This window comes from Thioclava electrotropha, from assembly GCF_002085925.2.
Classification (GTDB): domain Bacteria; phylum Pseudomonadota; class Alphaproteobacteria; order Rhodobacterales; family Rhodobacteraceae; genus Thioclava; species Thioclava electrotropha.
This window is the reverse complement of sequence record NZ_CP053562.1, coordinates 3,296,614-3,313,808: the sequence shown is the minus strand read 5'-3', so window position 1 is coordinate 3,313,808 and position 17,195 is coordinate 3,296,614. Positions and strand designations below refer to the sequence as shown.

19 protein-coding genes are annotated in these 17,195 nt (G+C 64.5%); 11 read left to right on the top strand and 8 right to left on the bottom strand.

What is annotated here, in order from left to right; genetic code table 11:
* Positions 1-67: 67 nt before the first annotated feature.
* Positions 68-1,045 (top strand): helix-turn-helix transcriptional regulator, encoded by a 978-nt coding sequence (locus AKL02_RS15665; RefSeq protein ID WP_133051927.1) that lies wholly within the window; start codon positions 68-70, stop codon positions 1,043-1,045.
* Here the strand turns inward: AKL02_RS15665 and AKL02_RS15660 are convergent.
* The 5 genes from AKL02_RS15660 to hemN form a co-directional block, all read right to left on the bottom strand.
* Positions 1,042-1,791 carry a sulfite exporter TauE/SafE family protein gene (locus AKL02_RS15660; protein ID WP_083075973.1) on the bottom strand — a complete coding sequence of 250 codons (750 nt, stop codon included), beginning with the start codon at positions 1,789-1,791 and terminating at the stop codon, positions 1,042-1,044. The two genes, AKL02_RS15665 and AKL02_RS15660, sit on opposite strands and share 4 nt — an antisense overlap.
* Positions 1,792-1,803: 12 nt before the next feature.
* Positions 1,804-2,796 (bottom strand): acrylyl-CoA reductase (NADPH), encoded by a 993-nt coding sequence (acuI, locus tag AKL02_RS15655; RefSeq protein ID WP_083075987.1) that lies wholly within the window; start codon positions 2,794-2,796, stop codon positions 1,804-1,806.
* A gap of 11 nt (positions 2,797-2,807) precedes the next feature.
* A complete protein-coding gene (gene acuR, locus AKL02_RS15650; protein ID WP_083075990.1) occupies positions 2,808-3,437 on the bottom strand; it encodes an acrylate utilization transcriptional regulator AcuR in 630 nt (209 codons plus the stop codon).
* Between the two features lie 31 nt (positions 3,438-3,468).
* Entirely contained in the window at positions 3,469-3,633 is a 165-nt protein-coding gene (locus AKL02_RS15645; RefSeq protein ID WP_232621794.1) for a DUF2256 domain-containing protein, read from the bottom strand.
* A 100-nt stretch (positions 3,634-3,733) separates the two neighbouring features.
* The gene (hemN, locus tag AKL02_RS15640) at positions 3,734-5,089 is read right to left on the bottom strand and encodes an oxygen-independent coproporphyrinogen III oxidase (RefSeq protein ID WP_083075995.1); all 1,356 of its coding nucleotides are present in this window, start codon (positions 5,087-5,089) and stop codon (positions 3,734-3,736) included.
* Between the two features lie 60 nt (positions 5,090-5,149).
* On the opposite strand from hemN, the gene fnrL reads away from it, so the two are divergent.
* Positions 5,150-5,896: a transcriptional regulator FnrL gene (gene fnrL / locus AKL02_RS15635; protein ID WP_078541984.1), complete on the top strand. Its 747-nt coding sequence runs from the start codon at positions 5,150-5,152 to the stop codon at positions 5,894-5,896.
* A gap of 12 nt (positions 5,897-5,908) precedes the next feature.
* On the opposite strand, the gene AKL02_RS15630 is transcribed toward fnrL, so the two are convergent.
* A complete protein-coding gene (locus tag AKL02_RS15630) occupies positions 5,909-6,322 on the bottom strand; it encodes a hypothetical protein (protein ID WP_083075998.1) in 414 nt (137 codons plus the stop codon).
* Between the two features lie 162 nt (positions 6,323-6,484).
* Here AKL02_RS15630 and AKL02_RS15625 point away from each other — a divergent pair, with 162 nt between their 5' ends.
* Complete coding sequence (locus tag AKL02_RS15625) at positions 6,485-6,853, top strand: hypothetical protein (RefSeq protein ID WP_133051928.1); 369 nt, start codon at positions 6,485-6,487, stop codon at positions 6,851-6,853.
* Between the two features lie 48 nt (positions 6,854-6,901).
* Here the strand turns inward: AKL02_RS15625 and AKL02_RS15620 are convergent, their stop codons facing one another.
* Positions 6,902-7,741 (bottom strand): universal stress protein, encoded by an 840-nt coding sequence (locus tag AKL02_RS15620; RefSeq protein WP_078520407.1) that lies wholly within the window; start codon positions 7,739-7,741, stop codon positions 6,902-6,904.
* A gap of 263 nt (positions 7,742-8,004) precedes the next feature.
* Here AKL02_RS15620 and ccoN point away from each other — a divergent pair, with 263 nt between their 5' ends.
* From ccoN to ccoP, 4 genes are read left to right on the top strand one after another with little or no spacing between them, the layout of a single operon-like run.
* On the top strand, positions 8,005-9,609 hold the full coding sequence (gene ccoN / locus AKL02_RS15615) for a cytochrome-c oxidase, cbb3-type subunit I (protein ID WP_078520406.1): 1,605 nt from the start codon (positions 8,005-8,007) through the stop codon (positions 9,607-9,609).
* Positions 9,610-9,621: 12 nt separating this feature from the next.
* Complete coding sequence (gene ccoO, locus AKL02_RS15610) at positions 9,622-10,350, top strand: cytochrome-c oxidase, cbb3-type subunit II (protein ID WP_078520405.1); 729 nt, start codon at positions 9,622-9,624, stop codon at positions 10,348-10,350.
* Between the two features lie 13 nt (positions 10,351-10,363).
* Positions 10,364-10,564 carry a cbb3-type cytochrome oxidase subunit 3 gene (locus tag AKL02_RS15605; RefSeq protein WP_078520404.1) on the top strand — a complete coding sequence of 67 codons (201 nt, stop codon included), beginning with the start codon at positions 10,364-10,366 and terminating at the stop codon, positions 10,562-10,564.
* A gap of 31 nt (positions 10,565-10,595) precedes the next feature.
* Positions 10,596-11,480: a cytochrome-c oxidase, cbb3-type subunit III gene (ccoP, locus tag AKL02_RS15600; RefSeq protein WP_078570006.1), complete on the top strand. Its 885-nt coding sequence runs from the start codon at positions 10,596-10,598 to the stop codon at positions 11,478-11,480.
* Between the two features lie 294 nt (positions 11,481-11,774).
* On the opposite strand, the gene AKL02_RS15595 is transcribed toward ccoP, so the two are convergent.
* Positions 11,775-11,939: a hypothetical protein gene (locus tag AKL02_RS15595; protein ID WP_165756934.1), complete on the bottom strand. Its 165-nt coding sequence runs from the start codon at positions 11,937-11,939 to the stop codon at positions 11,775-11,777.
* Between the two features lie 100 nt (positions 11,940-12,039).
* Between AKL02_RS15595 and AKL02_RS15590 the strand changes: the two genes are divergently transcribed.
* The 4 genes from AKL02_RS15590 (at position 12,040) to AKL02_RS15575 (ending at position 17,188) form a co-directional block, all read left to right on the top strand.
* Positions 12,040-12,924 (top strand): LysR family transcriptional regulator, encoded by an 885-nt coding sequence (locus tag AKL02_RS15590; protein ID WP_083076003.1) that lies wholly within the window; start codon positions 12,040-12,042, stop codon positions 12,922-12,924.
* Positions 12,925-13,048: 124 nt separating this feature from the next.
* Positions 13,049-14,497: a cytochrome c oxidase accessory protein CcoG gene (gene ccoG, locus AKL02_RS15585; protein ID WP_083076006.1), complete on the top strand. Its 1,449-nt coding sequence runs from the start codon at positions 13,049-13,051 to the stop codon at positions 14,495-14,497.
* Positions 14,494-14,958: a FixH family protein gene (locus AKL02_RS15580; protein ID WP_332836452.1), complete on the top strand. Its 465-nt coding sequence runs from the start codon at positions 14,494-14,496 to the stop codon at positions 14,956-14,958. The genes ccoG and AKL02_RS15580 overlap by 4 nt, the downstream gene beginning before the upstream one ends.
* A 4-nt stretch (positions 14,959-14,962) precedes the next feature.
* Positions 14,963-17,188, top strand: a complete 2,226-nt coding sequence (locus AKL02_RS15575; protein ID WP_083076009.1) for a cation-translocating P-type ATPase — start codon at positions 14,963-14,965, stop codon at positions 17,186-17,188.
* The last annotated feature ends 7 nt before the right edge of the window (positions 17,189-17,195 follow it).

Genomic DNA, 17,195 nt, shown 5'->3' with positions numbered 1-17,195 from the left:
TTTGCTGGATAACCCCCCAAATGGGGGGTAAATATGGCTTATGTTGGGTCAGTCCGAAAACACACTGTTGATCAACGCGCTCTTCGCGGCGGCGAGTGAGGTGGGAAAGTCGGGCTGGGTGCGCTTTCTCGAGCGGCTTTGTGCGGTGGCTCATGCCGAGGGCGCGGCGGTTCAGATTCTCGCGAATGAGGGGGAGGGCGCAGGCTGGCAGGTTGGCAGGATTGCCTTGCCCGATGCCGCTCGTCTGCATCCGATGCGTCTGGACCGTGTCTATTCGCAGATCGACCTCCCGGGCGATATCGAATGGCCCGGGCCGCTCCGCGCGCTGAAAGTTGCGGCGGGGGCGGCGGGTCAGGCTGTGTTGATGATCGCGCGCCCGCATCGGGATTTTCGCGCGGCAGAGGCGCTGGCGCTCTCGACGCTCGCGCCGCATTTGGGGCAGGCGATGATGATCCGCGAGGCGCTCGGTAGCGAGCGGGCCCGTGCTGCGCGTGATACTGAGGCTGCGGAAGCGCTCGGCGCGGGCTGGGTGGTGCTGACGCCTGCGGGCACGGTGCTCGCATTCGACGCGCGCGTGGCGGCGGTGTTCGACGCGCAAGGCTGGTTGCGGCTGCGCATGGGCGCGCGCCCGGAATTCGCCGATCCCGACGCCGCGCTGCGCTTCCGTCAGAACCTTGCTGCACTTGGAGAGGGGCGGGAGGTCGTCCGACCGATCCCGCTTGGTCATGACGGGCGGGGTGTTCTCCGGCTCGCGCCGGGACAATGGCAGGGCAGTTCCGCCTTGATCGGTCATCTGCGGGACATGCCGCGGGCCGAAGCTTTGCCAGTCGCGCGGATCGCGGGCGCGCTCGATCTCAACCGCTCCGAGGCGCGGCTTGCGGCGCTTCTGTGCGATGGGGCAACGCTGCGCGAGGCGGCGGATCAGCTCGGCTGGACGCTGGAGACCGCGCGCTCGACCTCGAAGCAGATCTACGCCCGCGCGGGTGTCAGCGGCCAGACGGGGCTGTTGCGCAAGATGTTCGGCTCGGCGCTCTGGCTGGGTTAGCCGCGTGCAAAGAAGACCGCCGCCATCACCAGCCCGACCGCGATGATGAAGCCGCGCAGCAGCGCCATATTCGTGATCCGCTTCGACAGATGCGCGCCCAGATAGCCGCCGATGGCGCTCGCGATGCCCAGCACCACGACCGCCTGCCAGTCGATCAGCCCGGCCACCGCATAGGTCACGACCGACACCAGCGACAGCACCGCCGAGACGAGGTTTTTCAGCCCGTTCATCGCGTGCAGATCGGTAAACCCGATCAGGCCGAGGGCGGCGAGCAGCATGATCCCGAGCCCGCCGTTGAAATAGCCGCCGTAGATCGTCACCGCCATCAGGAGGGCAAAGGCGGACGCGGCGCCCATCGTGCGGCCCGAGCGTTGCAGCGCCTTCAGCAGCAACGGCCCGAAAGCGAAGGCCGCCGTCGCCAGCAGCAACAGCCACGGGACCACGCCAGCGAACAGTTTCTCCGGCGTTATCAGCAGCAGCAGCGCGCCGAGGAAGCCGCCCGCGACGGCCGCGATCAGAATCGTGCGCAGCGCCATCGGGCCCTTGTGGCGCAGCTCGTGGCGAAAGGCCCAAGCGCTCGACAGATAGCCGGGCAGGGCCGCCAGCGTCGCGGTCGCATTCGCGGTGATCGGCGGCACGCCGGTCCAGACAAGCGCGGGGAAGGACAGGAACGTCCCGCCGCCCGCGACCGCATTCAAAGCCCCCGCCGCGAGACCGGCGAGCGCGAGGATCAGAAAAGACAGCATTGTTTGCCGTAATCAGCCGAGGTCAGGTGCGATCGGAACGACGATCCGCCCGCGGATCTTTCCTTCGAGGAATTTCGGCGCGGTTGCAATCACCTCTTCCAGTGCGACCTCGGTCTCCATCGTGGCGAGCTTGTCCATGTCGAGATCGGCGGCCAGGCGACCCCATGCCTCGACGCGGTCTTTGAGCGGGCACATCACGCTGTCGACGCCTGCGAGCGTCACGCCGCGCAGGATGAAGGGGGCTACGGAGGTCGGCAGGTTCATCGAGCCCGCCAGGCCGCAGGACGCAACGGTGCCGCGATAGGTCATCATCGACAGGACATTGGCGAGCACTTCGCCGCCGACCACGTCGACAGCCCCGGCCCAGCGTTCCTTGTTCAGCGGGCGCGGTTTGCCAGAGACATCCTCGCGCGGAACGATCGAGGAAGCGCCGAGGCCCTTGAGGTACTGTTCCTCTTCGGGGCGTCCGGTCACGGCGGCAACGGTGTAGCCCAGCTTGCCCAGAAGCGCCGTTGCCACGCTGCCCACGCCGCCGGTCGCGCCGGTCACGACGACCTCGCCGCTCTCGGGCGTCACGCCATGCGCCTCGAGCGCCATCACGCAGAGCATCGCGGTGTAGCCCGCGGTGCCGATCGCCATCGCCTGACGCAAGGAGATCCCGTCGGGCAGTTTCACCAACCAGTCGCCTTTCAGATGGGCGCGCTCTGCCAGCCCGCCCCAGTGCTTCTCGCCCACGCCCCAGCCGTTGAGCACGACCCGGTCGCCCTTCGCGAAATCGGGATGCTTGCTGTCGGCCACGATGCCCGAGCAGTCGATGCCCGGCACCATCGGGAAGCTGCGCACCACGGGGCCCGCGCCGGTGATCGCCAGGGCGTCCTTGTAGTTCAGCGTCGAGTAGGCGACGTCGACGGCAACCTGGCCCTCGGCCAGATCGGGCAGGTCGATCTCCTTGAGCGCGGCGCTCTGGGTCTCTTCGGGTTTCTCGATCAGAATGGCTTTGACCATGGGGTATCCTTTCAGCTTCGGGCGAGCCGCAGGAAGCCGTCGGTAAAACGGCGCAGCGGCTCGGGGTTGCGTTGAAGTTTGGTGCGCAGGACCGCGCCTTCCCAACCGGTCCAGAACAGCTCTGCGAGGGCGTCGGGGTCGTGATCGGGGCCGATCTCGCCTGCCGCTTGCGCGTCACGTAGGCAAGTCGCGGTGAGGCTTTGCCAGCGCTCGAAGACCGCGATTAGGCGGGTGCGGAACGCCTCGGGCAGGCTGCCCATCTCCTGACCGAGATTGCCGATCAGGCAGCCACGGCGAAAATCGAACCGCGCCATGCCTGCCTCGGCTTCTTCGGTGAAGGCAGTGAGCCGGGTGAAGGGGCTGAGGTCGGTGCGGTCGAAGGCGCGGCGGAGCTTGTCTTCGAAATAGGCGCCATAGGCGTCGATCAGGGTCGCGCCGAAGGCCGCCTTCGTCGGGAAGTAATGATAAAAGCTGCCCTTGGTGACACCGGCGGCGGCGGTGATCTCGTCGAGGGCGACGCTCGCGTAGCCGCGCTCGGTCAATTGTGCGAGCCCCGCTTGGATCAGCGCCTTTCGGGCGTCCTGATCCTCCGGTTTGCGGCGCGGGCGGCCACGGCGCGATGGGGCTGGCGTAGCGGTCATGGGGAATTAATATACCATGTGGTATGATAAATCAATCGCCGCGATTTCGCCTCGGCGGTTCGGTCTTTGCTGATCTCCGGCAGCGTTCCGAGCAGTAGCGCACGCTCTCCCAATCCCGGGCCCATTTCTTGCGCCACGCGAAGGGGCGGCCACAGGTGGCACAGAGCTTGGTCGGCAGGTCGGATTTGCGGCGCATCTTCATTCAGGGCGGTACGCGGCGGGCGCGGCCCCGGATGACTGCGCGCAAAGAAAAGGGGCCGCCGCCGCGACCCCTCTCTCGTCCCTCTTCCCTTCGATCAGATCGCCGAGCTATGCCCGGCTTTCGACAGATCATAGGCATCGAAATGGCGTGCGATCATCCGGGTCAATGGGCGTGCCTTGATCGGAATGCGCAGCCCCTCCGCGCTCACCTGAACCATATCGCCGAAATGCTCGGCGCAGGTGGCGAACAGCGCGGACAACTCTTCCGGGTCGGCGCCGAAGTCCTGCACCAGCTCCGCTGCGCTCACTTCGAAATCGCACATCAGCGCCTCGATCAGCCGCGCACGCATCTTGTCATCCGCGGTGAAGCGGTGCCCGCGCGAGGTCGAGAACCGATCCGCCCGGATCGCCGCGGTATGGGCCGAGGTGGCGGGTGCGTTCTGCGCATAGCCTTGCGGGAAGCGCGAGATCGACGAAGCGCCGAGCCCGACCAGCGCTTCGGCCTGATCGTCGGTATAGCCCTGGAAATTGCGCCGCAGCTTGCCTGCCCTCTGCGCGATCGAGAGACCGTCGGTCGGCAGGGCGAAATGGTCGATGCCGATCTCGTCATAACCGTCGGCCACGAACAACTCGCGCGCCACCTCGAACAGCTTCAGGCGTTCCTGCGGAGTGGGCAGGTGATCCGACGGGATCATGGTCTGGCGGCGCGCCATCCACGGCACATGCGCGTAGCCGTAAAGCGCCACCCGGTCGGGACCGAGAGACAGTAGCTTCTGCACCGAGTCCGCGATCTTCGTCGGCGTCTGGTGCGGAAGCCCGTAGAGGATATCGGCGTTGAGGCTCGCGACATCGCGTTCGCGAATCATGTCGACCGCGGCCTTGGTGATCTCGTAGCTCTGATCGCGCCCGATAACGCCTTGGATTTGCGGGTCGAAATCCTGCACCCCGATCGAGGCGCGGTTCATGCCCGATTCCACCAGCGCGTCGATGCGCTCGGCGTCGATCTCATTCGGGTCGATCTCGACCGAGAATTCCGCACCTTCGCCCATGGGCACCGCGTCGAAGACCGCATCGGCGAGGCGACGCATCATCTCGGCGGGCATCAGCGTCGGCGTGCCGCCGCCCCAATGCAGTCGCGACAGCGTGACGCCGGGGGCCAAGCGTTCCTTGAAAAGACGCAGTTCGGCCAGCAGCGTTTCGGCATAGGCGCGCACCGGTTCTTCGCTTTGCGTGCCTTGCGTGCGGCAGGCGCAGAACCAGCACAGCCGTCGGCAAAACGGCACGTGCATATAAAGAGAGATCGACGCACCTTCGGGGATCGCTTCGATCCAGTGCGCGAATTCCATCGGCCCGACATCGCCCGCGAAATGGGGGGCGGTGGGGTAGCTTGTGTAGCGGGGCACCCGTGCGTCGAAGAGCCCGAGCCGGGTCAGTTGCGATTCCTGTTCCATAGGCGTATCTTTAGATGTAAGACGCGCAACAGAATTTGACCCAGATCAAGCAATATCCACATGGCACATGATGACGTTCAGCCTGCTTCGCTCGCCTGCGGAGACTGCCCGATCCAACATCGCGCTGTGTGCGCACGATGCGATGCAGACGAGCTCGAACAGCTTGAGAAGATCAAATATTACCGGAGTTTCGAGGCAGGCCAGACGATTATCTGGGCCGGCGACCAGATGGATTTCGTGGCCTCGGTCGTCTCGGGCATCGCGACTCTGACGCAGACGCTCGAGGACGGGCGCACGCAGATGGTTGGCCTTTTGCTGCCTTCGGATTTCGTGGGCCGTCCCGGGCGCAACCGTGCCGCTTATAATGTGACCGCGACCACCGACATTCTGATGTGCTGCTTCCGCCGCAAGCCCTTCGAGGAGATGATGGAGCGCACGCCCCATATCGCGCAGCGCCTGTTGCAGATGACGCTCGACGAATTGGACGCGGCGCGCGAATGGATGCTGCTTCTGGGCCGCAAGACCGCGCGCGAGAAGATCGCCTCGCTGCTGTCGATCGTGGCGCGGCGCGATGCGTCGATCAACATGAGCCCCAGCGCCCGGCAGATGGTGTTCGATCTGCCGCTGACGCGCGAGGCGATGGCCGATTACCTCGGGCTGACGCTCGAGACGGTGAGCCGTCAGATGTCCGCGCTGAAACGCGACGGGGTGATCGAGCTGCAAGGCAAGCGCCATGTCACCGTGCCGGATATGGACCGGCTGCTGCTGGAAGCGGGCGATGACAGCGACGGCGGTTTCCTCATCTGAGCATCCGTCCGATCAGGGAGACACGCACTGCCGATAGGTGAGGGGCTTCATCGAGTCCCGCGTGATATCCTGACGCGAGAGGTAGATGCCCGTACTCGACAGGGTCAGCACGATGTCGCGCTGCCATTTTTCTCCTTCACCGGTAAAATTCCACCGCGCCCGCACCACGCGATCGGTCGCGCTGTCGATCTCGGCGAGTTTGGCCTGCGACTCGTAGAATTGCAGGCTGTCCGGCTTCACCACCATCAGCCCCTTGTTGTCATCGCGTGAGCTGTCGCAATCGGCCTTCGTCAGCCCCCAGCGCCCGACCATGCCCTCCGGCAGCGTCTTGGGCATCGCCCCGTCTTGTTTCGGCGTCATCTCCTGACAGGCGGCGAGCAGGGCGAGGCTGGCGAGAAGGGCGGGCAGGATGATGCGGCGGGTCATTGTGGGGCTCCGGTCTTTATTTAACCAGCCAACCCGTCAGCCCGACCGGGGTTCCGCGCAGGGCAGGGATGTCGCGACAAGGTCGCGAATTCGTGCGGGTTCTGCCTCGGTTTCGGCACTGTCGGTAGGTAAATAAGGGGAGGCAGCATCGAGGAAGGTCTTATGCGTATCCTGTTTACTTGTTTCTTCCTCGTTGCCGTTCCAGGCCTGAGTGTGGCACAGCCATTGTCGCAGAGCATGGCGCAATGCTCAGGCCTGTTTCACGGCGTCGGCACGATGATGTCCGATCCCGCGCGGGCGGAAAAGCTCGACCGGGCGGGGATGATCTGGCGAGGCGCGGCGATCAAGCAGGCCGAGGCTGAAGGGCGCGCAGATGCCGCCATCTGGGTGGCGGGTCATCAGCGTGAAAGCTTCGACGACTGGCGTGGGCGCGGCAAGATGGCGGCCTTCTCGCAGGACTTCCGCGACTGGGCCAGCTATTGCCGCAAGCTCGGCAAGGCGAAGGGCATAAAGACCGACCTCGGGTCATGAAAACGGCGCCCCGAGAGGCGCCGTCATCCGTTCAGAAAGGTGGCGCGCTCAGTGCGCCATGATCACCGGAACCTCGGCCATCTCGAGCATGTGGCGCGTCGCCCCGCCCAAGATCGCTTCGCGGAAGCGCGAATGGCCGTAAGCCCCCATCACGATCGCATCGGCTTCGCTGTCGCTGACATGACGGTTGAGCACGTCCGACACGCGCGGCATCGTCTTGGCTAGCACCGACACCTCAGCATGGACGCCGTGACGCGCCAGCATCTGGCTGAGTTGGCCGCCGGGATCGGAGCGCTCGGGCCCATGCGCGGGCGGGTCGATCACGGTGATATCGACCAGATCGGCGGATTTCAGAACGGGCAGGGCGGCGCGGACCGCACGCATCGCCTCATGCGATTGATTCCACGCGATAACGACGCGCTTGGCGGGCATGTCGCCGTTATACCCGTCGGGCACGATCGCGACCGGAACCTGACCCTCGAAGAGCGCGGCTTCGACCGCGGCCTCGATTTCCGGCCCGCGGCCCTCGCCATAGGGGCGGCCCATCACGACCAGATCGGCGAAGCGGGCGCGTTGCCCGACAACGGTCGGCATCGCGCCGATTTGCGAGACGACCGCATCGACGCCCCAGCGGATATCTTCGGCTTCGAGCCGCGCGCGCACCGCGGTCTCGGCATTGCGCGCATCGTCCTGCGCACGGTCCATCGTTTCCTGTTGCACGAAGGCGGTCGCGCCCGCGTAGTAATATCCGGTCTGCGTGCGGTCCACGCCGAGGCAGAGCACGTCGAGATGGGCGTCGCGCCGCCGGGCGACGGCCACTGCGGTATCGATCTGTGTCGCGGCCGCCTTGGGATCCGTGACGATCGTGAGAAGTGTCTTGTAAGCCATGGGTCCTGTCCTTGCGCCAAAAGCGAATAAGCATGTGAGACCAGAGACTAACCCGAAGAGATCGGCCGCACTTTGACGCGGATCAAGGGACGTGCCCGTCATATCACATAACTGCGACCGAATGGCGCACTGTGATCGCGAGCATTTGATGCAGATCAAGGCATCGTGCATACCCTCGGACCACAAGGACTCCAGTCAAGCCCAGGAGGATTCTCGGTTTACGAGGGTGCCGCAGGGGCAGACCAGACGAAGGGACGCACAAAATGTGGGATTATATCAAGCTGATCGCGCTTGGCCTTGTGGCGGTTCTGGCCGCCATTGCGGCCGGCTACGCGCGCGATCTTGCCTATCAGGTGAATGCAGTCGAGGTCATGCTGGCCGCGGCCATCGCATTCATCTGGGTGCTTCGCACCATGGGGAGCCGCCAGCCGGTGGCTCAGAACGAGTATTTCGACGGCGTGGTTCGCGCCGGGGTGATCGCGACGACCTTCTGGGGTGTCGTGGGCTTCCTGGTCGCCGTCATTATCGCCTTCCAGCTGGCCTATCCGGCGCTCAATTTCGAATGGGCACAGGGCTATCTGAACTTTGGCAAACTGCGCCCGCTGCACACGTCGGCGGTGATTTTCGCTTTCGGTGGCAACGCGCTGATCGCATCGTCGTTCTACGTGGTGCAGCGCACCTCGGCAGCGCGGCTGTTCGGTGGCAACGGCCTCGGCTGGTTCGTGTTCTGGGGCTATAACCTGTTCATCGTGCTCGCTGCGACCGGCTACATCCTCGGCGCAACGCAGTCGAAGGAATATGCCGAGCCGGAATGGTATGTCGACATCTGGCTGACGATCGTCTGGGTCGCTTATCTGCTGGCCTTCCTCGGCACGATCTTCAAGCGCAAGGAACCCCATATCTACGTCGCCAACTGGTTCTACCTGTCCTTCATCGTGACCATCGCGATGCTGCACATCGTGAACAACCTGTCGATCCCGGTCTCGTTCTTCGGTTCGAAGTCGGTTCAGGTCTTCTCGGGCGTGCAGGACGCGATGACGCAGTGGTGGTACGGCCACAACGCGGTGGGCTTCTTCCTGACCGCAGGCTTCCTGGGCATGATGTATTACTTCGTGCCGAAGCAGGCTGAACGTCCGGTCTACTCCTACAAGCTGTCGATCGTGCACTTCTGGGCGCTGATCTTCCTGTATATCTGGGCCGGTCCGCACCACCTGCACTACACGGCGCTGCCCGACTGGGCCTCGACGCTGGGCATGACCTTCTCGGTGATCCTGTGGATGCCCTCCTGGGGTGGCATGATCAACGGTCTGATGACGCTCTCGGGCGCATGGGACAAGCTGCGCACCGATCCGATCATCCGCATGATGGTGGTGTCGGTCGGCTTCTACGGCATGTCGACCTTCGAAGGCCCGATGATGTCGATCAAGGCGGTGAACTCGCTGTCGCACTACACCGACTGGACGATCGGTCACGTGCACTCGGGTGCGCTCGGCTGGAACGGCATGATCACCTTCGGCATGCTCTACTTCCTCGTGCCGCGTCTGTGGGCGCGTGAAGGGCTCTACTCGCTGAAATTGGTCAGCTGGCACTTCTGGCTCTCCACCATCGGGATCGTGCTCTATGCCGCTTCGATGTGGGTCGCCGGGATCATGCAGGGCCTGATGTGGCGCGAAGTGGACAGCCAAGGCTTCCTCGTGAACGCCTTTGCCGACACCGTGGCCGCCATGCATCCGATGTTCGTGGTCCGTGGTCTGGGCGGTGTGCTCTACCTCACGGGTGGCATCATCATGGCCTACAATCTGTGGATGACCGTCGCTCGTCAGCCGCGCGTGGAATCGCGTTCGGTTGCCGCCGTGCCGGCTGAATAAGGAGAGGAACAGATGGGACTTCTCGACAAGCACAGTGTTCTTGAAAAGAACGCCACGCTCCTGCTGATCTTCGCCTTCCTGGTCGTCACGATCGGCGGCATCGTGGAGATCGCACCGCTCTTCTACCTCGAAAACACCATCGAGGACGTCGAAGGGGTGCGGCCCTACACGCCGCTGGAGCTCACCGGGCGCGATATCTACATCCGCGAGGGCTGCTATGTCTGCCACTCGCAGATGATCCGCCCGATGCGCGACGAAGTGGAGCGTTACGGCCATTACTCGCTGGCAGCGGAGTCGCAATACGACCACCCGTTCCAGTGGGGCTCGAAGCGGACGGGGCCCGACCTCGCCCGCGTCGGCGGCCGCTACTCGGACGCCTGGCATGTGGATCACTTGACCAATCCGCAGTCGGTCGTGCCGGAATCGGTGATGCCGAAATACGGCTTCCTGCTCAATCGCATGGTCGATCCCGCGCATATCGACGAGCGGCTCTCGACCGATGCGATGGTGGGCGTGCCCTATACTTCGGACATGATCGAGAACGCCAAGGCGGACTTTGCCGCTCAGGCCGATCCGATGAGCGACTACGACGGGCTGATGGAGCGTTATCCCAACGCGACGAACGTCCGTAACTTCGACGGTCGCCCGGGCATTTCCGAGATGGACGCACTCGTCGCCTATCTGCAGGTGCTCGGCACCATGGTCGATTTCTCGACCTTCGAACCCGTGGCCAGCCGGTAAGGGGAGCTGATCAATGGACTATCACATCTTCAGGGAATTCGCGGACAGCTGGTTTCTGATCTTCATGTTCGTCTTCTTCCTGGCCGTCGTGGCCTGGGTCTTCCGGCCCGGGTCTCGCAAGACCTACGAAGATACGTCCGAGATCCCGTTCCGGCACGAAGACAAACCCGCCAATGCCTCGGAGGCCGGCGAAAGCCGGTCCTCCAAGGACTGACGGCGCCACGTTGTAAGGAGGCGTGGAGAAAATGAGCAAGAGACCAAGCAAGCACAAGCACGAGGTCGAGACCACGGGTCACCAGTGGGACGGCATCGAGGAATACAACAATCCGCTGCCCAAATGGTGGCTGTGGACCTTCTATGCCTGCATCATCTGGGGGATCGGTTACTCGATCGCGATGCCGGCATGGCCGATCTTCAAGTCCGGCGCGACGCCGGGGATCATGGGCTCGTCGACCCGCGCGAATGTACAGGCCGATATCGACAAGTTCGCCGCGGCGAACAAGCCGATCCAGGAGAAGCTCGTCTCGGTCGATCTCGACCAGATTTCGAGCGATCCCGAGCTGAACAACTACACCCAGAACGCCGGTGCGGCCGTGTTCCGGACCTGGTGCGCGCAGTGCCACGGTGCGGGTGCGGGCGGCAACTCGAAGCTGGGCTATCCGAACCTTCTCGACAGCGCATGGCTGTGGGGCGGCACGATGGAGGACATCCATTTCACCGTCACGCACGGCATCCGCAACGAGACGGACCCGGATGGCGAGGCACGTTACTCGCAAATGCCCGCTTTCGGCACGGACGAGCTTCTCGAGCCCGCGCAGATCGATCAGGTCGTGCAATACGTCCGCAAGATCTCGGGTCAGGACCATGACGAAGCAATGGCCACTGAAGGCGAGACCGTCTTCATGGACAACTGCTCGGCCTGCCATGCCGAAGATGGCACCGGCGACCAGATGCAGGGTGCGCCCAACCTGACCGACGCCGTCTGGCTTTACGGTGGGGATGTGGACACGCTGACCTACACGGTCACCAACGCCCGCTTTGGCGTTATGCCGAACTGGAACGAGCGTCTGTCGGAAGCGGATATCCGCGCCGTGGCGGCTTACGTTCACAGCTTGGGCGGCGGCCAGTAACGGTCGAAAATACAGAGATCCCGCGGGGCTTTGGTCTGGCGGGTCGCACCGGCACCCCGTCCTGTTCGCGCGTTTCCTGGGGGTGCCGGTGCCCAATTTCAGAGGGCCCCCGTCGCGGGGCCCTCTCGTTTGTCGAGGGTTACCTGTCGTCTATCTTGGGGTCATCTTTGGGCAAAACAAGCTCCGCGCTTGTCTTTGCACGCCGATGTGAACGCCGATGCGAGCGGGCCGCCGGTGGGCCGGGGCGCTGATCGAGGCCCGTGGCGATCGTGAAGCTCTGCGCCCAGATCCCGATCATTTCCACATCTCCCGCAAACGTTGGCGCAGTGAGGGACGCGGTGCGCGATGGCGCTTGCGCGAGTCTATCGGGTCCGGCAGGTGCGGCCAGTTGCTTTGCGGCGGATGGAGGTTCATGCGGGCGAACAGCATCAGCGTGTCGGGTGTAACTCTATCTTTCATGTCTGATCTCCTGAAGGCGGGTCAACTCTGGTCAGAATGCGTTATTCGCGCGAAGATGCGACTCAGGAAACTTTCCAACATGTAAGGTGAGGTGACAGATATGGACTGGCGAACCCTTCCCTCCCTGACCGCGCTGCGGGCCTTTTCGGCGTTTGCCGACTCCGGGTCGGTGGCTCAGGCGGGGCGTGCGCTCAACGTGTCGCACGCGGCCGTCAGTCAGCAGTTGCGGGGGCTCGAAGAGCGGCTCGGTGTGACGCTTGTCGACCGGTCGGGCCCGCGGCCTGCGCTGACGCCCGATGGCCAACGCCTTGCGCAGGCGCTGCGCGACGGGTTCGGAACGATTGCCGAAGCGGTCGCTTCGCTGAGCGACACCGCCGACTCCCGCCCGCTGCAAATCTCCACCACGCCAAGCTTCGCCTCGGCCTGGCTGTTGCCCCGGCTGCCGGATTTTCGCGAAGCCCATCCCGAGATCGGTCTGACTATCGACCCTTCGGCGACCGTCTCCACGCTTGCGCCGGGCGGGGTCGAGATGGCGCTGCGCTACGGATCGGGGGACTGGCCCGGCCTCGAGTCGCGCCTTCTGGTGCGCTCGCCCATCGTCGTGGTCGCGGCGCCTGCGCTGGTGGGGGAGGGGCGGTATGATTGTCCGGCGGATTTGCGCGGCCTGCCGTGGCTGCAAGAGCTCGGCACCTCCGAGTCGACCGACTGGTTCGCGCGCCATGGCGTCACGCAGGATCAGGCCAAAAGCCTCACCGTGATGCCGGGGAACCTTTTGCTCGAAGCGGCTCGCGGCGGGCAGGGGGTCGCGGTGACCGCGCTGGTCTGGGTCGCAGGCGATATTGCGGCCGGACGGTTGCGGCTTCTGTTTGAAGACAGCGAGGAAAAAGGCTATTACACGGTTACGCGACCGGGCGTGAGGCGACCGGCGCTACGCCAGTTCATGTCTTGGCTCTTCAAGCAAGCGGCGCATGCCGGTGACCAGTAAAAATACCAACCAGTGAAGATTTCCTGTATGGCAGACCTGTCTTTTTGACGCAGGTCAAAGCCTTCACGACTGTGTCATACCAGAAGAGCCTGTGACGCAGAGAAATATATGAACGGAGAGAGTCGTGAGCTCCACCGAACCAGTCGATCCCCCGCCGCTTTACGCCGCCCGCGAGCCGATCTTTCCGCGCCGCGTGCACGGCCAGTTCCGCAACCTGAAATGGGTGCTGATGGCGGTGATGCTTGGCATCTATTACATCACGCCGTGGATTCGCTGGGATCGTGGCCCGGAACTGCCCGATCAGGCAGTGCTTCTGGACCTCGCGAACCGCCGGTTCTTCTTCTTCATGATCGAAATCTGGCCCCATGAATTCTACTTCGTCGCGGGCCTTCTGATCATGGCCGGCCTTGGCCTGTTCCTGTTCACCTCGGCACTGGGGCGCGTCTGGTGCGGCTATGCCTGCCCGCAGACCGTCTGGACCGACCTGTTCATCCTCGTCGAGCGTTGGGTCGAGGGCGACCGCAACGCGCGTATCCGCCTGCTGCGTCAGAAATGGAACGCCGAGAAATTCCGCAAGCGCATCACGAAATGGGTGCTCTGGCTGCTGATCGGCGTCGCGACCGGCGGGGCCTGGGTGTTCTACTTCACCGATGCGCCGACGCTGCTGACCGATCTGTTCCACGGCACCGCCTCGCCGATCGCCTATACGACGATCGCGGTGGCGACGCTCACGACCTTCGCCTTCGGCGGCTTCGCCCGCGAACAGATCTGCATCTACGCCTGCCCGTGGCCGCGCATTCAGGCGGCGATGATGGACGAAGACACGATCACCATCGCCTATCGCGAATGGCGCGGCGAGCCGCGCGGCAAGCTCAAGAAGGGCCAGCACGATCCGACGCAGGGCGACTGCATCGATTGCATGGCCTGCTTCAACGTCTGCCCGATGGGCATCGATATCCGCGACGGCCAGCAGCTCGAATGCATCACCTGCGGCCTGTGCATCGACGCCTGCAACGAGATGATGGACAAGATCGGCAAGCCGCGCGGCCTCATCGGCTACATGGCGCTGAAGGACGAGGCGAACGAGCGCTCGGGCAATCCGGTCATCAATGTCTGGAAGCACATCATGCGCCCGCGCACGATCCTCTACTTCTCGATGTGGTCGCTGATCGGCATCGGTCTGGTGGTCGCGCTGTTCATGCGCTCGCCCATCGACTTCAACGTGACGCCGAACCGCGATCCGCTCTTCGTGGTGGAGCCCTCTGGCGCGATCCGCAACATCTACACGCTGCGGCTGCGCAACAAGGCGGGCGAGGCGACCGAGTTCAAGGTCTCCGTTAAAGCCCCAGATCCGGCCGACCAGGCCACGCTGAGCGTGTTGCTCGAAGGTCAGGACGGAAACACCGTGACGGTGCCCGCAGATGAAACCATGACCCAAAGGGTCTATATTGTCGCCGAACCCGGTTCGTCCATCGCCACCAGCGAGCGTACCGAGCTGACGATGTGGATCGAGGACATGACCAATACTGATCGCGTGTCGGAGACGACCGTATTCAACGGAAGGGTACAATGACCGAGATGGCGAAACCGCTGACCGGAAGAAAAGTGCTGATGATCGCGGTGGCCTCCTTCGGAGTGATCATCGCGGTCAACCTCGTCATGGCGTGGCAGGCTGTCAGCACCTTCCCCGGCCTCGAGGTCGACAATTCCTATGTCGCCTCGCAGACCTTCAACGAAGAGAAACTGGCGCAGGATGCGCTCGGCTGGACCGTGTCGCCGGAGTATTCCGACGGCAAGCTGAGCTTCGTGATCCGTGACGAGGACGGGCTGCCCGCGAAGGTGGCCGAGTTCAAGGCGCTCGTCGGGCGCACCACCCATGTTCGCGACGACATGACGCCCGATTTCGACTATGTCGGCGGCATCTTCACCACGAAGCTCGATCTTGCGCCGGGCGTGTGGCTGGTGCATCTCGACGCGAAAGCCGCCGACGGCACGGAGTTCCGCCAGCGGATTGACCTGTTCGTGAAAGGCTGAGCCGATGTCGGTGTCGCCCGCTTCTCCATCGCATAGCGAACCGTTCGAGGACGAACATGTTTCGGCCTCGGCCTGTCCCGCCTGCATCGCCGCCCCCTCGGCCGAGCAGATAGCGAAGTCGGGTGACATCAAGGGCGCGCGGATCATGCTGTCGCTGCCCACGGCGCATTGTGCGGTCTGCATCACCGATGTCGAACGCGAGCTGATGAAGCAGCCGGGCGTGAAATCCGCCCGGGTGAACCTGACGCTGAAACGCGCCTCGGTCGATGCGGCGGGCGATGTCGAGCCGGCGGGGCTGATCGCGGCGCTCGACAAGATCGGCTATGAGGCGCACGAGCTCGATCCCGGCATGCTGTCCGCGACCGAGGCCGACAAGCGCGGACGGGACCTCCTGATGCGCATGGGCGTCGCGGGCTTCGCGATGATGAACATCATGATGCTCTCGATCGCGGTCTGGTCGGGGGCCGAGGATTCGACGCGCGACCTCTTCCACTGGATTTCGGCGGCGATCGCGCTGCCCACCACGATCTTCGCGGGCCAGCCCTTCTTCGCCAATGCCTGGGCGAGCTTGCGCGGCGGGCGTCTCGGGATGGATGTGCCGATCTCGCTCGCGATCCTGCTCGCGCTCGGGATTTCGCTGTTCGAGACGATGCATTCCGGGGCACACGCCTATTTCGAGGCGGCGACGATGCTCACCTTCTTCCTGCTGGTGGGCCGCTATCTCGACTACCGCACGCGCGCCGTTGCGCGCTCGGCCGCCGAAGAGCTGGCCGCGCTGGAAGTGCCCCGCGCGACCGTGTTGCGCGACGGCGAGGAAGTCACCGTGCCCGTGGGCGAACTGGTGCCCGGCGACCTGATCCGGGTGCGCCCGGGAGGCCGTATCCCAGCCGATGGCGAAGTGACCGAGGGCCAATCCGAGAGCGACCGCTCGCTGTTGACCGGCGAAAGCCTCCCCGTGCAGGTGCTGCCCGGAATGACGCTCTCCGCCGGTGAGGTGAACCTGACCGGGCCGCTGACCCTGCGCGTGACGGCGGCCGGGCGCGACAGCTCGCTGCATCGGATGGCCGATCTCGTCGCGATGGCCGAGAGCGCGAAAACCAAATACACCTCGCTCGCCGAACGGGCGGCGCGGGCCTATGCGCCGATCGTGCATATCCTGTCCTTCAGTGCGTTCTGTGCCTGGGCCTGGATCACGGGCGGCGATTTCCGTCTGGCGGTGAATATCGCCGCCGCCGTGCTGATCATCACCTGCCCCTGTGCGCTGGGGCTCGCCGTGCCTGCCGTGGTGACCGCCGCATCGGGCAAGCTGTTCCGCAAGGGCCTGTTGATCAAGGACGGCACCGCGCTGGAGCGTATGGCCGAGATCGACACCGTCGTCTTCGACAAGACCGGAACGCTGACCATGGGCGCGCCGCGCCCGCAGAACCTCTCCGACCTCTCGCCCGAGGCGCTGTCCGTCGCGATGGCGCTGGCCGAAGGCTCGAGCCACCCGCTCGCGCGCGCCCTGCACGAGGCGGCGGCAGGGCAGGGCGTTGCGCCCGCTGCGCTGAGCGACCTGCGCGAAGTTCCGGGCTATGGCGTCGAAGGCGTCTGGCAGGGGCAGCGCGTGCGGCTCGGTCGTGCGAACTGGATCGGCGCTGCCGAAGGCGCGACCACCGCGACCCATCTCGCGATCGGTGAGACCACCCCGATCTCGATCCGGTTCGCCGACACGCTGCGCACCGGTGCCGAAGAGGCCGTGGCCGGTCTGAAGGCGCAGGGCAAGCAAGTCTGGCTGGTGTCGGGCGATGTCGAAGGCGCGGTGAGCGATCTCGCCACGCGGCTCGGGATCGACACCTACCGCGCCGGTGCCTTGCCCGCGGAGAAAGCACAGCTCGTGAGCGATCTGACCCAACAGGGCCACCGCGTGCTGATGGTCGGCGACGGTCTCAACGACACCGCCGCGCTGGCCGCGGCCCATGTCTCGGTCTCGCCCGCCTCCGCACTGGATGCCGCGCGCACGGCGTCGGATATCGTGCTTCTGGGGAAGGATCTCGCGCCGGTTTCCGATGCCGCCTCGATCTCGGTGCGCGCCCGCCGCCGGATCAAGCAGAACTTCGGCATCTCCATCGTCTACAATATCATCGCCGTGCCGCTCGCGCTGACGGGGCTTGCGACGCCGCTGATGGCGGCGCTCGCGATGTCGGCCAGCTCGATCACGGTTTCGCTCAACTCGCTGCGCCTGCGCTGAAAGGAGC

Coding starts and splice junctions, on each gene's coding strand:
- AKL02_RS15660 (WP_083075973.1), bottom strand. CDS start 1,791: ATGCTGTCTTTTCTGATCCTCGCGCTCGCCGGTCTCGCGGCGGGGGCT.
- acuI (WP_083075987.1), bottom strand. CDS start 2,796: ATGGTCAAAGCCATTCTGATCGAGAAACCCGAAGAGACCCAGAGCGCC.
- acuR (WP_083075990.1), bottom strand. CDS start 3,437: ATGACCGCTACGCCAGCCCCATCGCGCCGTGGCCGCCCGCGCCGCAAA.
- AKL02_RS15645 (WP_232621794.1), bottom strand. CDS start 3,633: ATGCGCCGCAAATCCGACCTGCCGACCAAGCTCTGTGCCACCTGTGGC.
- hemN (WP_083075995.1), bottom strand. CDS start 5,089: ATGGAACAGGAATCGCAACTGACCCGGCTCGGGCTCTTCGACGCACGG.
- fnrL (WP_078541984.1), top strand. CDS start 5,150: ATGGCACATGATGACGTTCAGCCTGCTTCGCTCGCCTGCGGAGACTGC.
- AKL02_RS15630 (WP_083075998.1), bottom strand. CDS start 6,322: ATGACCCGCCGCATCATCCTGCCCGCCCTTCTCGCCAGCCTCGCCCTG.
- AKL02_RS15625 (WP_133051928.1), top strand. CDS start 6,485: ATGCGTATCCTGTTTACTTGTTTCTTCCTCGTTGCCGTTCCAGGCCTG.
- AKL02_RS15620 (WP_078520407.1), bottom strand. CDS start 7,741: ATGGCTTACAAGACACTTCTCACGATCGTCACGGATCCCAAGGCGGCC.
- ccoN (WP_078520406.1), top strand. CDS start 8,005: ATGTGGGATTATATCAAGCTGATCGCGCTTGGCCTTGTGGCGGTTCTG.
- ccoO (WP_078520405.1), top strand. CDS start 9,622: ATGGGACTTCTCGACAAGCACAGTGTTCTTGAAAAGAACGCCACGCTC.
- AKL02_RS15605 (WP_078520404.1), top strand. CDS start 10,364: ATGGACTATCACATCTTCAGGGAATTCGCGGACAGCTGGTTTCTGATC.
- ccoP (WP_078570006.1), top strand. CDS start 10,596: ATGAGCAAGAGACCAAGCAAGCACAAGCACGAGGTCGAGACCACGGGT.
- AKL02_RS15595 (WP_165756934.1), bottom strand. CDS start 11,939: ATGAAAGATAGAGTTACACCCGACACGCTGATGCTGTTCGCCCGCATG.
- AKL02_RS15590 (WP_083076003.1), top strand. CDS start 12,040: ATGGACTGGCGAACCCTTCCCTCCCTGACCGCGCTGCGGGCCTTTTCG.
- AKL02_RS15580 (WP_332836452.1), top strand. CDS start 14,494: ATGACCGAGATGGCGAAACCGCTGACCGGAAGAAAAGTGCTGATGATC.
- AKL02_RS15575 (WP_083076009.1), top strand. CDS start 14,963: ATGTCGGTGTCGCCCGCTTCTCCATCGCATAGCGAACCGTTCGAGGAC.